Source organism: Geodermatophilus sp. SYSU D00696 (assembly GCF_054050235.1).
Window position 1 is genome coordinate 20,578 of sequence record NZ_JBJGYY010000036.1, and the last position, 13,450, is coordinate 34,027.

13 protein-coding genes are annotated in these 13,450 nt (G+C 75.6%); 5 read left to right on the forward strand and 8 right to left on the reverse strand.

The genetic code is table 11. The annotated features are described in order from the left end of the window. Window positions 1–2: 2 nt before the first annotated feature. The 5 genes from purS to purB all read right to left on the reverse strand — a co-directional run bounded on the left by purS (window position 3) and on the right by purB (window position 4,274). Entirely contained in the window at window positions 3–242 is a 240-nt protein-coding gene (gene purS, locus ACI79O_RS19310) for a phosphoribosylformylglycinamidine synthase subunit PurS (protein WP_456892788.1), read from the reverse strand. A gap of 90 nt (window positions 243–332) precedes the next feature. Next, a complete protein-coding gene (locus ACI79O_RS19315) occupies window positions 333–1,211 on the reverse strand; it encodes a DUF559 domain-containing protein (RefSeq protein WP_456892787.1) in 879 nt (292 codons plus the stop codon). A 129-nt stretch (window positions 1,212–1,340) separates the two neighbouring features. Continuing rightward, window positions 1,341–2,105 carry an alpha/beta fold hydrolase gene (locus ACI79O_RS19320; RefSeq protein ID WP_456914946.1) on the reverse strand — a complete coding sequence of 255 codons (765 nt, stop codon included), beginning with the start codon at window positions 2,103–2,105 and terminating at the stop codon, window positions 1,341–1,343. Between the two features lies 1 nt (window position 2,106). After that, on the reverse strand, window positions 2,107–2,970 hold the full coding sequence (locus tag ACI79O_RS19325) for a phosphoribosylaminoimidazolesuccinocarboxamide synthase (RefSeq protein WP_456892784.1): 864 nt from the start codon (window positions 2,968–2,970) through the stop codon (window positions 2,107–2,109). Further along, the gene (gene purB, locus ACI79O_RS19330; protein WP_456892782.1) at window positions 2,967–4,274 is read right to left on the reverse strand and encodes an adenylosuccinate lyase; all 1,308 of its coding nucleotides are present in this window, start codon (window positions 4,272–4,274) and stop codon (window positions 2,967–2,969) included. The genes ACI79O_RS19325 and purB overlap by 4 nt, the downstream gene beginning before the upstream one ends. Before the next feature lie 103 nt (window positions 4,275–4,377). Between purB and ACI79O_RS19335 the strand changes: the two genes are divergently transcribed. Beyond that, complete coding sequence (locus ACI79O_RS19335) at window positions 4,378–5,817, forward strand: AI-2E family transporter (RefSeq protein WP_456892780.1); 1,440 nt, start codon at window positions 4,378–4,380, stop codon at window positions 5,815–5,817. A gap of 118 nt (window positions 5,818–5,935) precedes the next feature. Here ACI79O_RS19335 and purD read toward each other — a convergent pair whose 3' ends face one another. Together purD and rsgA are read right to left on the reverse strand one after the other, a co-directional pair. After that, window positions 5,936–7,192 carry a phosphoribosylamine--glycine ligase gene (purD, locus tag ACI79O_RS19340; protein ID WP_456914947.1) on the reverse strand — a complete coding sequence of 419 codons (1,257 nt, stop codon included), beginning with the start codon at window positions 7,190–7,192 and terminating at the stop codon, window positions 5,936–5,938. A 25-nt stretch (window positions 7,193–7,217) separates the two neighbouring features. Then, window positions 7,218–8,249 (reverse strand): ribosome small subunit-dependent GTPase A, encoded by a 1,032-nt coding sequence (gene rsgA / locus ACI79O_RS19345; RefSeq protein ID WP_456914948.1) that lies wholly within the window; start codon window positions 8,247–8,249, stop codon window positions 7,218–7,220. 165 nt (window positions 8,250–8,414) lie between these two features. Between rsgA and ACI79O_RS19350 the strand changes: the two genes are divergently transcribed. Continuing rightward, window positions 8,415–9,389 (forward strand): glycerophosphodiester phosphodiesterase family protein, encoded by a 975-nt coding sequence (locus ACI79O_RS19350; protein ID WP_456914949.1) that lies wholly within the window; start codon window positions 8,415–8,417, stop codon window positions 9,387–9,389. A gap of 132 nt (window positions 9,390–9,521) precedes the next feature. On the opposite strand, the gene ACI79O_RS19355 is transcribed toward ACI79O_RS19350, so the two are convergent. Continuing rightward, a complete protein-coding gene (locus tag ACI79O_RS19355; RefSeq protein ID WP_456893275.1) occupies window positions 9,522–10,811 on the reverse strand; it encodes an adenylosuccinate synthase in 1,290 nt (429 codons plus the stop codon). A gap of 66 nt (window positions 10,812–10,877) precedes the next feature. Here ACI79O_RS19355 and ACI79O_RS19360 point away from each other — a divergent pair, with 66 nt between their 5' ends. The 3 genes from ACI79O_RS19360 to ACI79O_RS19370 all read left to right on the forward strand — a co-directional run bounded on the left by ACI79O_RS19360 (window position 10,878) and on the right by ACI79O_RS19370 (window position 13,436). After that, a complete protein-coding gene (locus ACI79O_RS19360) occupies window positions 10,878–11,492 on the forward strand; it encodes a hypothetical protein (protein ID WP_456893273.1) in 615 nt (204 codons plus the stop codon). A 100-nt stretch (window positions 11,493–11,592) separates the two neighbouring features. Next, window positions 11,593–12,639 carry an ABC transporter permease gene (locus tag ACI79O_RS19365; RefSeq protein ID WP_456893271.1) on the forward strand — a complete coding sequence of 349 codons (1,047 nt, stop codon included), beginning with the start codon at window positions 11,593–11,595 and terminating at the stop codon, window positions 12,637–12,639. Continuing rightward, window positions 12,636–13,436, forward strand: coding sequence for an ATP-binding cassette domain-containing protein (locus ACI79O_RS19370; protein WP_456893269.1), 801 nt, complete (start codon window positions 12,636–12,638; stop codon window positions 13,434–13,436). Before ACI79O_RS19365 ends, ACI79O_RS19370 begins: the two co-directional genes overlap by 4 nt. Window positions 13,437–13,450 lie beyond the last annotated feature (14 nt).

Consider the following 13,450-nt stretch of genomic DNA (forward strand, 5'->3'; position numbering starts at 1 on the left):
CGTCAGTCGGTGGGCAGGTGCAGCTCGACGTCCTCGATGACCGGGTTGGCCAGCAGCGTCTCGGCGATCTGCTCCAGCTCGGCCCGGTCGGGCGTGCCCTCGACGTCGAGGACGAAGTGCTTGCCCTGGCGGACGCCGGTCACCCGGGTGTGCCCCAGCCGGCCCAGTGCGCCGAGCACCGCCTGGCCCTGGGGGTCGGAGATCTCCGGCTTGAGGACGATGTCGACGACCACCTGCGGCACGGCTCCCGAGCGTACCGGGACGCCCTGTCGCCCCGAGATCGGCGGTCTCGTGGCGATGAGCCGGCGATGGCCACGAGACCGCCGATCTCGTCAGCGCAGGGCCCGGCGGATCTCCGCGATGACCTCGTCGGGCCGGCCGAGGACGTCGGCGGAGGTGAAGCGCAGGACCGTCCACCCAGCGGCGACCAGGCGGTTCTGCCGACGCAGGTCGCTGACGAAGACGTCCCGCTCACGGTGGACGTCGCCGTCGAACTCGACGATCACCCGCCGGTCGGGCCACGCCAGGTCCGCGCGGCCGAGCTGTCGCCCGGCGTCGTCGCGGACGACGTGCTGCAGGACCGGGTCGGGCAGACCGGCGGCGTGCACCAGCCATCGCAGCACCGACTCCATCGGGGACTCCGCGCGCGGGTCGGCGACCGGCAGGACGGCGCGGGCGCGGGCCGACCCACGTCCGGTCGGCCGTCGTTCCAGCTGGCGCTCGAGGTCGGCCCGCGACACCCGACGATCGAGGAGCTGGTCGGTCACGGCGAGCAGGGCTGGCGGCTGCAGGACCCCGGCGAGGTCGCGCCACGTCCGCTCCGGCGTGGTGACCGGCATCGAGCCACACCGGGTCACGTCCTCGGCCGGAAGCGGCGTGCGGTGCACCCGGCGGTCACGGCGGCTCCCGGACCGGGAGTCCATCGGGACCGTCACGTCGACCCGCCGGTCCGAGCGGTCCTGCAGCGGGATCTCGACGTCCCAGAGGACCGCGGCGGTCGCATGGCTGGCCACGGCGCCGGGCGGCGCGGTCAGCAGGACGGCGGCGAGCCGGGAGCGCACCTCCCCGGACAGCGCACGCGGCAGGTAGGTGTCACGGGAGAGGCGCTCGACGTCGGCATGTCGCAGCTGCCAGTCGCGGACGCCGGCGTCGAGCGCCTGAGCCCGGGTCGCCGGACCGGTGAGACGGGATCGGACACGACGGGTCGGCACCCGCGCACTCTGTCGCGAACGACAGGCGTCCCGCTCCCGTCGTCCACAGGCCCTGCCCGAGATCGGCGATCTCGTGGCGGTCAGCGACTGATGGCCACGAGACCGCCGATCTCGCGTAGACGAAGCGGGTCAGGAGTCGACGACGAGGCGCCAGACCGCGTCGGGGTCCTCCCAGTGGGCGTTGTGCCCGGCGCCCTCGAGCAGCACCGCGTCGGGGTCGACCCGCCGCATCGCGGGAAGCCCCACCATCGGGTCGGCCGAGCCGGCCGCCAGGCGCAGCGGCGCCTGCGCGCGGGACAGGACCTCCTCCACCGACGGGCCGACGGCGCCGAACACCCGCGGGTCCAGGGCCGGGGTGAAGCCGCCGGCGGTCTCCCGGACCCCCGCGGCGGCCACCTCGGACGAGGGGTCCACGAGTCCGGTCAGCCCGGCCAGCCGCAGGTGCCGCTCGGCGGCCTCGGCGGCGGTGGGGAACACCTGTGCCGGGCGGGCGGCCAGCGCACGGGCCCGCGCGACCTCGTCGTCGGTCCAGTCGATCTTGACGCCGACCGCCACGACCCGCGCCACCTCGACGCCGTACCAGCCACCGGCGAGCACCGCGCCGACCACCCCGCCGAACGAGTGCCCGAGCACCGTCACCCGGGTGGCACCGGACTCGGCCGCGAGCGACGCCACGTCCGCGGCGTGCACCGCGTACCCGTAGGGCGGCTCGGTGAGGGACGCCCCGTGCCCGCGCAGGTCGGGCACCGCCCAGGAGCCCGGCCAGGAGCGCTCGACCAGCGGCAGCAGCCGGTTCCAGACGGCGCCGGTCGCACCGAGCCCGTGGAGCAGGAGCAGCAGGTCCCCGCCGGACCCGCCGGTGCGGGCGGACAGACCGGTACGCGTCGACGGCACGTCAGCGGAACGTAGTGCCCGTCAGCTGCTCGTAGGCGGCGACGTACCGCTCGCGCGTGGCGGCCACGACGTCGTCGGGCAGCTCGGGCGGCGGCGAGACGCGGTCCCAGCCCGAGGCGGTCAGCCAGTCGCGGACGTACTGCTTGTCGAACGAGGGCTGCGCCGTGCCCGGGTACCACGACGCCGCGGGCCAGAAGCGGGACGAGTCGGGCGTGAGCACCTCGTCGCCGAGCACCAGCCCCCCGTCGGCGGACAGCCCGAACTCGACCTTGGTGTCGGCCAGCAGGATGCCCGCGCCGGCGGCGATCTCGGCCCCGCGCCGGTACAGCGCCAGCGTCAGCTCGCGCAGCTCCGCGGCCCGGGCCGCGCCCACCAGCGACTCGACGCGCGCGAAGTCGATCGCCTCGTCGTGCGCGCCGGCGGCGGCCTTCGTCGACGGCGTGAACACCGGCTCGGGCAGTCGCGACCCCTCGACCAGCCCCGCAGGCAGCGGCACGTCGCGGATCGAGCCCGTGCGCGAGTACTCCGCCGTCCCCGAGCCCGACAGGTAGCCGCGGGCGACGCACTCCACCGGCAGCATCTCCAGCCGCCGCACCAGCATCGCCCGGCCGGCCACGGCGGCGGGCACGTCGGACGCCGACAGCAGGTGGTGGGTGGCGCCGAACGAGGAGAGCACCGGTGTCAGCTGCTCGAACCACCACACCGACAGCGCGGTGAGCACCCGCCCCTTGTCGGGGATCGGCGTGGGCAGCACGTGGTCGTAGGCCGAGATCCGGTCGGAGGCGACCAGCAGCAGCCGGTCGTCCCCGGCGTCGTAGACCTCGCGCACCTTGCCCCGCGCGACGAGGGGCAGCCCGAGGCTCACGTCAGCCGGGCCAGCCGGTCGAACAGCGGGCCGAGGTTGCGCACGTAGCCCTCGGGCCGGCAGACGTCGTCCAGCCGTGCCTCGTCGAGCGCCACGCCGGCGGCGGCCGCGCGGTCCCGCAGCGTCGACCGGAACGGGGTCCCGGTGTTCCACGTCTCCATCGCCGCGCCCTGGACCAGCGCGTACGCGTCCTCCCGTGATGACCCGGACTCGACCAGCTCCAGCAGGACGGCGGAGGTGTAGATCAGCCCGCCGGTGAGGTCGAGGTTGGCCCGCATCCGGTCGACGTCGACCACCAGGTTCTCCACCAGGCCGGTGGTGAGGTGCAGCAGGTAGTCGGTGGTGATGGCGGCGTCGGGCAGGAAGACCCGCTCGGTGGAGGAGTGCGAGATGTCGCGCTCGTGCCACAGCGGGATGCCCTCCATCACCGGCACGACGGCGGCGCGCACCACCCGCGCGAGTCCGGCGATCCGCTCGGAGCGGATGGGGTTCTTCTTGTGCGGCATCGCGCTGGAGCCCTTCTGGCCCGAGCCGAACGCCTCCGACAGCTCCCGCACCTCGGTGCGCTGCCCGTGCCGGACCTCCAGGGCGATCGCCTCGCACACCGTCGCGATCACCGCCAGCGCGGCCACCCACTCGCTGATCGAGTCGCGGAGGACCACCTGGGTGGACGCGTCGGCCGGCCGCAGGTCCAGCGCCTCGGCGACCACCACCTCCACCGAGGGGTCGATCAGCGAGTAGGTGCCGACGGCGCCGGAGATGGCGACGACGCCCACGCGCTCGCGGGCCGCGCGCAGCCGGTCGCGGGACCGGGCCATGGCGAAGGCCAGGTCGGCCACCCGGTGCCCCCACACCACCGGCTCGGCGTGCACGCCGTGCGTGCGCCCGACGCGGAGGGTGTCGCGGTGCGCCAGCCCGTGGTCGCGCAGCGCGGCCACCAACCGGTCGGCCTTGGTCAGCAGCACGTCGGTGGCCTCCGTGAGCTGTACGGCCAGCGCGGTGTCGAGCAGGTCCGACGACGTCATGCCGTGGTGCACGTACGCCGCGGCGGACCGGGGCTCGGTGTTGTCGGCCCACGCGGTGAGGAAGGCGATGACGTCGTGCTGCGTCGTCTCCTCGATCTCCGCCACGCGCTGCGGCGTGGGTGGTGGCGCGGCGCGCACCGGCTCGACGACGTCGGCCGGCACCCGTCCCGCGGCCGCGTGCGCCTCGAGCACCAGCGTCTCGACCCGGCACCAGAGCTCGTACTTGTGCTCGTCGCTCCAGACCCGGCCCATCTCGGGGAGCGTGTAGCGGTCGATCACGCGGGTACCGCCCGCACCCGGTCAGCTCGTCGAGGCACGGGGCCATCCTCTCGCAGGGCTAGCGTGATCGAGAACGGCGGCCCACTCCCGCGGAAGGACCCCCATGCTGCGACGGGCCAACCACCTGGTCGCCCGGGCGCGCGAGCGCATCCGGGCCGCGAGCGAGCGCGATCCCTACGCGTGGCCGGAGCGCGACGACGACCGCGCGATCCTCGTCCACGACGCCGGGACCGACGCCGGGACCGACGCCGGGAACGGCGCCGTCCCCGACGACCTCCCCGCCAACGGCGACCCGCCCCTGGGCAGCCCCGAGCCGGGGGCGCCCGACCTCGACGGCCCGCTCGCGCCCGGCGGGGTCAGCGGGCCACCCGACGGCGGCCGCGCGCACCGCCGCTCCGAGCGTGGCCGACGGCTGCTCGGCCCCGGCCGGGAGGCGCCCAGCGGCGACGCGTCGGTGCCCAGCGGCCTGCGGACGGCGGCCGCGTGGTCGTGGCGGCTGATCGCCGTCCTGGCCGGCCTCTACGTGCTGCTGTACGTGGCCTCCCACGTCGCCGTGGTCCTCGTCCCGGTGATGGTCGGGCTGCTGCTGGCGGCCCTGTTCCAGCCCGGTGCGGCTGCTCTGATCCGGCACGGCTGGCCCCGATCCCTGGCTGCCACCGTGATGCTCCTGGTCGGGCTGTCGGTGGTGGCCGGGATCATCACGATGGTCGTCCAGCAGGTGACCGCCGGCTTCACCGACCTCGCCGACCAGGTCACCGAGGGGCTCGACCAGATCCGCGACTTCGTCGTCGAGACCTTCCCGGTCAGCCAGCGGCAGATCGACGAGGCGCTCACCCAGGTGCAGGACTTCTTCACCGCCAACCAGGAGACGCTCGCCAGCGGCGCGCTCACCACGGCCGCCACGGTCGGTGAGGTGTTCACCGGGATCGTCCTGACGCTGTTCACGCTGTTCTTCTTCCTCAAGGACGGCCGGTCCATCTGGCTGTGGCTGGTCGGCCTGTTCCCCCGCGACTCACGCGCGTACATCGACGAGGCCGCCCGCCGCTCCTGGCGCACGCTGATCTCCTACGTCCGCGCCACCGTCGTCGTCGCGGCCTTCGACGCCGTCGGCATCGGCATCGGCCTGGCGATCCTGGGCGTCCCGCTGGTGGTCCCGCTGGCCGCGCTGGTCTTCCTCGGGGCGTTCATCCCGCTCATCGGGTCGTTCCTGGCCGGCACGATCGCGGTGCTCGTGGCGCTGGTCTCCGTCGGCCTGGTGAAGGCCCTGATCGCCCTGGCGATCGTCGTCCTGGTCATGCAGATCGAGGCGCACCTGCTGCAGCCGCTGCTGCTGGGCAGGGCCGTGCACGTGCACCCGCTGGCCGTCGTGCTGGCGATCGCGGCCGGAGTGCTCCTCGCGGGCATCTTCGGCGCGCTCATCGCGGTCCCCGTGGTGGCCTGCGCCAACGTGGCCGGCACCTACCTGTCCCGCCGGCACGAGGGCCCGCGGCCGCCCGAGCCGCGCCCCGAGCGCGCCCGCCCGGCGGTGGGGGTCCGGGGCTGACGGTCGGCGCCAGGATCAGGTGACCTGATCGTCGGGCGTCCTCCCTCACGGTGGGCGGTGAGGGGGGACGCCGCATGGTGAGGGAGGACGACCTGCGGTGCGGGAGGACGCCCGGCGGCTACGGGAGGGTGATCCAGCCCTCGACGGCAGCCAGCGCGATGTCGGTGCGCCAGTGCGCGCCGGCCAGGCGGACGGCGGCCACGCGCTCGTAGGCCGCCTGCCGCGCCGCAGCCAGGTCGGGCCCGGTCGCGGTCACCGCGAGCACCCGACCGCCGGCCGAGCGGACCGTCCCCCCGGCGTCCACGGCGGTGCCGGCGTGCAGCACGCCCTCGCCGTCGGCGCCCGTGACCGGGTCGCCGGTACGCGGCGCCTCCGGATAGCCGGGCGCGGCGACGACGACGGTGACCGCGGCACCGGGACGCCAGCGCAGCGGCGGGTGGTCGGCGAGCGTGCCGGTGGCCGCGGCGTGCAGCAGCCCGCCCAGCGGCGTCTCCAGCAGCGGCAGCACCACCTGGGTCTCCGGGTCGCCGAAGCGGGCGTTGAACTCGACCACCCGCACGCCGCGGGAGGTCAGCGCCAGCCCGGCGTAGAGCAGCCCGCTGAACGGCTCGCCCCGGCGGCGCATCTCGTCGACCGTCGGCTGCAGCACGGTGGCCAGCACCCCGTCGACCAGCCCGGCCGGCGCCCAGGGCAGCGGTGCGTAGGCGCCCATCCCGCCGGTGTTGGGGCCGGCGTCGCCGTCGTCGCGGCGCTTGTGGTCCTGGGCCGGGACGAGCGGCACGACGGTCGTCCCGTCGGTCACCGCGAACAGCGACACCTCCGGGCCGTCGAGGTACTCCTCGACCAGCACCGCACCCCCGGCATCGAGCACGCGGCGCCCGTGGGCGACGGCGGCGTCGCGGTCGGCGGTGACGACGACGCCCTTGCCGGCGGCCAGCCCGTCGTCCTTCACCACGTACGGCGGGCCGGCCTCGTCCAGCGCGGTCTCCAGCTCGGCCGGCCCGCCCACCGGCCACGCCCGGGCGGTCGGCACGCCGGCGGCGGCCATGACGTGCTTGGCGAAGGACTTGCTGCCCTCGATCTGCGCGGCCTGCGCCGACGGGCCGAAGCAGGCGATCCCCGCCTCGCGGACGGCGTCGGCGGCACCGGCCACCAGCGGCACCTCGGGACCGACGACGACGAGGTCGGCGCCCCACCCGGTGGCCAGCGCCGCGACCGCGACGGGGTCGGCGACGTCGAGGGGCGCCGGCTCGGCGATCCGCGCCGTGCCGGCGTTGCCCGGCGCGCAGGCCAGCGCGGTGACCGCGGGATCGGACGACAGAGCGACGCACAGGGCGTGCTCCCGGGCTCCGGAGCCGACGACGAGCACGCGCACGGACGGCGACCCTACCCAGGCGGGGTCATCGCACCCGGTTCGGCTGCGCGCGGTACGCGCGGTGCAGTGCCTTGACTCGGGCGTGCTCGGCGGCCCGGGCGCGGGCGTCGGCCCGCAGCTCCTGACGGCGGGCCTCCGCTTGGAGCTTGCGCCAGCCGAGCAGCCGGGCGGGGTCGAGCCGGCCGTCGTCGATGGCCGCCGCGACCGCGCAGCCGGGCTCGGTGCGGTGCGCGCAGTCGCGGAACCGGCAGTGCAGCGCCAGCTCGGCGACGTCGGCGTAGGCGGTGTCGACGCCCTCGTCGTCGTAGAGGCCCAGCTCCCGCATGCCGGGGGTGTCGACGAGCAGCCCGCCGCCGGGCAGCAGGTGCAGCTCGCGGGAGGTGGTGGTGTGCCGGCCGCGGCCGTCGGCCTCCCGCACGTCCTGCGTCGGCGCCACCTCGCGGCCGGCCAGCGCGTTGGCCAGCGAGGACTTCCCGACCCCCGACGGGCCGACCATGGCCGCCGTCCGTCCGTCCGCGAGCAGCGCGCGCACCGCGTCGAGCCCCTCGCCGGTGCGCGCGCTGACGGCGAGCACCTCGACTCCGACGGCGTCCTCGGCCACCGCGGCCACCGCGGCCGGGACGTCGTCGCACAGGTCGGCCTTGGTGAGGACGACGACCGGCGTCGCGCCGCTCCCCCACGCGACGGCGAGGTAGCGCTCCACCCGCCGCGCGCGGGTCGGCCCGGCCAGGGCGTCGACCACGAGCACCAGGTCGAGGTTGGCCGCCACGACCTGCGCCGCGGACGTGCGACCCGCGACGGTGCGGGTGAACGCCGACCGGCGCGGCAGCACGGCGACGGCGAGCTCGCCGCGCAGCGCCACCCAGTCGCCCACCGCCGGCGAGGCGACGCCGTCGGGGTCGTGCAGCGCGGCGGCGAGGTGCACCCGCCGCTCGCCGTCGGCGGTCAGGACGGAGAGCCGGCCCCGGTCGACCCGACTCACCCGACCGGGGGAGGTCCCCTCGGGGAGGTGCTCGAGGAGCGCGGGGGACCAGCCGATCCCTGAGAGATGCGTCACGCAGCGGATGGTCCCGCGCAGGTCAGCGCGGCGTCTTCCGATTTCTCAGCGACTCGCCAGCCGGTGTTCGCCATCCCGACACCTCGATCCGGTGTTGTGGATGGCATGCACGCGACCGAGTCGCTCGCGACTCCCGCAGCGGCCCGGTCCCCCCGTCCCGTCGTCGTGGGACACCGCGGTGCCTGTGCGTACCGCCCGGAGCACACCCTCGCCAGCTACGAGCTGGCCATCGACATGGGCGCCGACTACATCGAGCCCGACATCGTCGTCTCGAGGGACGGCGCGCTGGTCGCGCGGCACGAGAACGAGCTCTCGCGCACCACCGACGTCGCCACCCGGCCGGAGTTCGCCGACCGCCGCACCACCCGGCGGGTCGGCCGCAAGCGGCGCACCGGCTGGTTCGCCGAGGACTTCACGCTGGAGGAGCTGCGCACCCTGCGCGCCGTCGAGCGGCGGCCGGACCTGCGCCCGCTCAACACCGCCTACGACGGCCGGTTCGGCATCGTGACGCTCGAGGAGATCGTCGAGCTGGTCCGCCGCCGGTCCACCCCGCAGCGGCAGGTGCGCGTGCTCGCCGAGCTGAAGAAGCCCACCTGGTCGGCCGAGCACGGCCAGCCGATGGCCGAGCTGGTCGCCGCCGAGCTGCGCCGCCTGGACGCCGCCTCCCCGGACGGGCCGGTGGTCCTGCAGTCCTTCGACGCCGGCGCGCTGCGGCGGCTGCGGGCCGACCTCGGCGACGACGGCCCGACGATGTTCCAGCTGGTCGACGACGCCGCCTGCGACGACCACCTGGTCACCAACGCCGGCCTGCGGGCGGTCTCCACCTACGCCCAGGGCATCGCGCCGTGCATCGACCGGCTGCTGCTGCGTGACGAGCAGGGGTCGCTGACCGGCGTCTCCGACCTGGTGGGCCGGGCGCACTCGGCCGGGCTGCGGGTGGTGCCGTGGACGCTGGCCGCGGAGAACGCCTTCCTCCCCCGCCAGCTGCGCAGCGGCGAGGACCCCGCCGCCGCGGGCGACGCGCTGTCGGCCGCCCGCCTGCTGCTGGCGCTCGGTGTCGACGGCGTCATCACCGACAACCCCGACGTCGTCGTCGCCGCCCGCGCCGAGCTCGAGCGGTCCGCCGTCCCCGCCGCGTAGCGGGACGTCAGGCGGCTCGCCGATGATCAGGTCACCTGATCGTGCGGCGTCCTCCCTCGCCGTGCGGCGTCCTCCCTCACGGTGGGACGTCGGGTAGGACGCCCGACGATCAGGTCACCTGATCGTGGCGGCTCAGTCGAGCAGGTCGTGGACGACGACGTTCTCGTCGCGGCCGGGCCCCACGCCGATGACGCTGATCCGCGCGCCGGAGAGCTCCTCGAGCCGGCGCACGTAGGTCTGCGCATTGGCCGGCAGCTCGTCGAAGGTGCGGCAGTGCCGGAGGTCCTCGGTCCAGCCCGGCATCTCCTCGTAGACCGGCTGCGCGTGGTGGAAGCCGGTCTGGGTCATCGGCATCTCCTCGTGCCGGACGCCGTCGACGTCGTAGGCGACGCAGATGGGCACCGTCGGCAGCCCCGAGAGCACGTCGAGCTTGGTGAGGAAGTAGTCGGTGATGCCGTTGACCCGGCTGGCGTACCGGGCGACGACGGCGTCGAACCAGCCGCAGCGGCGGTCGCGGCCGGTGGTGACGCCCACCTCGCCGCCGACCGTGCGCAGGTGGTCGCCGTTGGCGTCGAACAGCTCGGTCGGGAACGGGCCCGAGCCCACCCGCGTCGTGTAGGCCTTGAGGATGCCGACCACCCGGGAGATGCGGGTGGGGCCGATCCCGCTGCCGGTGGCCGCCCCGCCTGCAGTCGGGTTCGACGACGTGACGAACGGATATGTGCCGTGGTCGACGTCGAGCAGCGTGCCCTGCGAGCCCTCCAGCAGCACCCACTGCCCGGCGTCGAGGGCGTCGGCCAGCATCAGCCGGGTGTCGGCGATGCGCTCGCGCAGCTGCTCGGCGTAGCCGGCGTACTCCTCGACCACCTCGTCGACGTCGATGGCCTTGCGGTTGTAGACCTTGACCAGCACCTGGTTCTTCTCGACCAGGGTGCCCTCGAGCTTCTGTCGCAGGATCGACAGGTCGAGCAGGTCGGCCACCCGGATGCCGGTGCGGGCCACCTTGTCGCCGTAGGCCGGGCCGATGCCGCGGCCGGTGGTGCCGATCTTGCGCTTGCCGAGGAACCGCTCGGTGACCCGGTCCAGCGCCCGGTGGTGCGGCATGATCAGGTGCGCGTCGGCCGAGATGACCAGCCGCGAGGTGTTGACGCCGCGCTGCTCGAGCCCGGCCAGCTCGCCGATGAGCACCTGCGGGTCGACGACGACGCCGTTGCCGATCACCGGGGTGCAGCCGGGCGTGAGGATGCCCGACGGGATCAGGTGCAGCGCGTAGCGCTCGCCGTCGGGGGTGATGACGGTGTGGCCGGCGTTGTTGCCGCCCTGGTAGCGCACCACGTAGGGCACGCGCCCGCCGAGGAGGTCGGTGGCCTTGCCCTTGCCCTCGTCGCCCCACTGGGCACCGATCAGCACGACTGCCGGCATCTCGCTGTCGTCTCCCTGGGACTCGTCACCGGCGGTCGACCGGCTGGCAGGTGGCAGGGTATCGGCATGTCCCTCGTCGAGTTCGACCTGCGCGGTCTCGGCCCCGGGCAGGCCCCGGAGCGCGCCGCCGTCGCCGGCGCGGCCGAGGCCGGCGCGCTGCTGGTGCGCGGGCCGGTCGCGGCGCTGTCGGCGGTGCTGGCCGCGCTGCACCGGGCGGGCCGCACCGCCGAGGCGCCGGTGTCGTGGGAGCCGGCCGACGACCCCGCGTCCCGGGGGCTGGCGCGCGACCTGGGCGTCGGCTCCGGCGGGGAACGGGAGCTGTCGCTGGTGCGCGACGACCACGGCGGGGTGCTGCTGCAGCACGGGCGCTATGAGCCGGCGGAGAGGGGGCGCCTGCCGCTGTCCGCGCGGCTGGGCGTGCAGGCCCACCACGACGACGCGCGGGTGGCCGACGGGATGGTGGCGCGCATCGACGTCCGGCCCGACTGGCGCGCGGTCGACACGATCCGCGTCGTCGTCTCCCCCCAGCTGATGCGCCCGCCGCGGCGCAGCACCGGCCGGGCGCTGCAGCTGGCCAGCGACCCCGCCCTGGTCACCCGCGACGGCGTGCCCTTCCCGCGGCCGGTCACCCGCTGGACCTGGTACGCCGACGACCGGGTGCGCTGGCGGCTGCACCCCTAGCGAGCAGGTCCCGTTGCGGGCGGCCCTCCGCGGCGTCGTCGTGGACACTGGGGAGGCCCCAGCCCGAGGAGGCCCCGCTGCGCCCTTGCCCGGTGACCCGGTGACCGTCGACCGCCTGCCGTTCACCCGCGTCGCTCCGCCGCGCCGTCCGGTGGCCGAGCGCGTGCTGGCCCGGCCGAGCATCGCCGCGGTGCTCGGCCTCGTGGCCGTCGTCGTCGTCTTCGGGCTGTGCGTGCCCGACCTGCTGACCCCGGAGGGCCTGGCCGGCGTCCTCGACGCCGCCGCGCTGCTGGGCATCGGCGGGGTGACGGTGGGGCTGCTCCTGGTCGGCGGGCACTTCGACGTGTCGATCGGCACGGTCACGGTCGGCAGCGCCGTCCTCACCGGGGTGCTCGCCGGCCCGATGGAGTGGGGCATCTGGTCCGCGCTGACCGCGTCGCTGGCCGCGGCGCTCGGCGTCGGGCTGGTCAACGGCTGGCTGGTGGTGGCCACCGGGCTGCCGAGCTTCCTGGTCACCCTGGCGACGGCGCTGGTGCTGCAGGGGACGACGGTGTCGGCCCTGCCCCTGGTCGTCGGCGGCCCGCGGATCACCGGCCTGGACGAGGCGCCGGGGTGGTCCTCGGCGTCGGCGCTGTTCGGGTCGACCGTGGAGGTCGGCGGCGGGGTGTTCCCCGTCTCGCTCCTCTGGTGGCTGGGCGTGACCGCCCTCGCCGGCTGGCTGCTGTGGCGCACCCGCTTCGGCAACGACGTGCTGGCGATGGGCGGCTCCCGCCGGGCGGCGCGCGAGCTCGGCGTCCCGGTCCGGCGGACGACGCTGGTGCTCTACCTCCTCACCGCGGGCGCGGGCTGGTTGCTGGGCACGCTCGCCCTCGTCCCGGTCGCCAGCGTCGCGGCGACCCCGGCGCTGGTCACCGCCATCGACTTCGTGGTGGTGGCCGTGATCGGCGGGTGCCTGCTCACCGGCGGCTACGGCTCGATGGCCGGCGCGGCGGTCGGCGCGCTGGTCTACGCCGTCGCCCGGCGCGGGGTGGAGCTGTCGGGCTGGGACCCGCGCTGGTCGCAGGTCCTGCTCGGTGTGCTGCTGCTCGTCGCCCTCGTCGTCGGAGGGGTGGTGCGCGGCCGGCTGCGGGCCGCGCCGCGGTCGTGACCACGCCCCCGGTCCTGGAGCTGCGCCGGCTGTCGGTCCGCTACGGCGGCGTGCCCGCGCTCGACCGGGTGGACGTGGCGCTCGAAGGCGGCCGGATCACCTGCGTCCTCGGGGAGAACGGCTCCGGGAAGTCGACGCTGGTGGCGGTGCTGTCCGGGCTGCGCCGGCACGACGACGGCGAGCTGCTCCTCGACGGCGTCCCGGTGCGCTTCGGCAGCCCGCGGGCGGCGCGGGAGGCCGGCATCGCCACGGTGTGGCAGGACCTCGCGGTCGCGCCGCTGCTGTCGGTGTGGCGCAACCTGTGCCTGGGCGCCGAGCCGACCCGCGGGCGGTGGCCGCTGCGCCGTCTCGACGTCGACGCCGCGCGCGAGACCGCCGTGCGGGCGTTCGAGCGCATCGGGGTCACCGGCATCGACCCCGACCAGCCGGTCAACTCGCTGCAGGCCGGCGCCCGGCAGAGCCTCGCCATCGCCCGCGCGGTGCACCACGGCTCCCGGGCGCTGGTGCTCGACGAGCCCACCGAGCCGATGACCACCGCGCAGCACACGCTGGTCGGGCAGGCGGTGCTCGGCGCCCGGGCGCGGGGGCTGGCCGTCGTGCTGGTGACGCACAACCCGCGCTACGCGCACCTCGTGGGCGACCGCTTCCTGCTGCTGGCCCGCGGCCAGGTGGCCGGCGACCTCACCCACGCCGACGTCGACGCCGACGACCTCACCCGGCTGATGGCCGGCGGCGAGGAGCTGACCGCCCTCACCGCCCGCCTGCAGGAACTGCACCCCGAGCTCGGGGACCGCTGACCCCGCGGCCCCCG

Excerpts from the sequence above, each read along its gene's own strand:
- ACI79O_RS19360 (WP_456893273.1), top strand. The coding sequence starts at position 10,878 with ATGTCCCTCGTCGAGTTCGACCTGCGCGGTCTCGGCCCCGGGCAGGCC.
- ACI79O_RS19355 (WP_456893275.1), bottom strand. The coding sequence starts at position 10,811 with ATGCCGGCAGTCGTGCTGATCGGTGCCCAGTGGGGCGACGAGGGCAAG.
- ACI79O_RS19335 (WP_456892780.1), top strand. The coding sequence starts at position 4,378 with ATGCTGCGACGGGCCAACCACCTGGTCGCCCGGGCGCGCGAGCGCATC.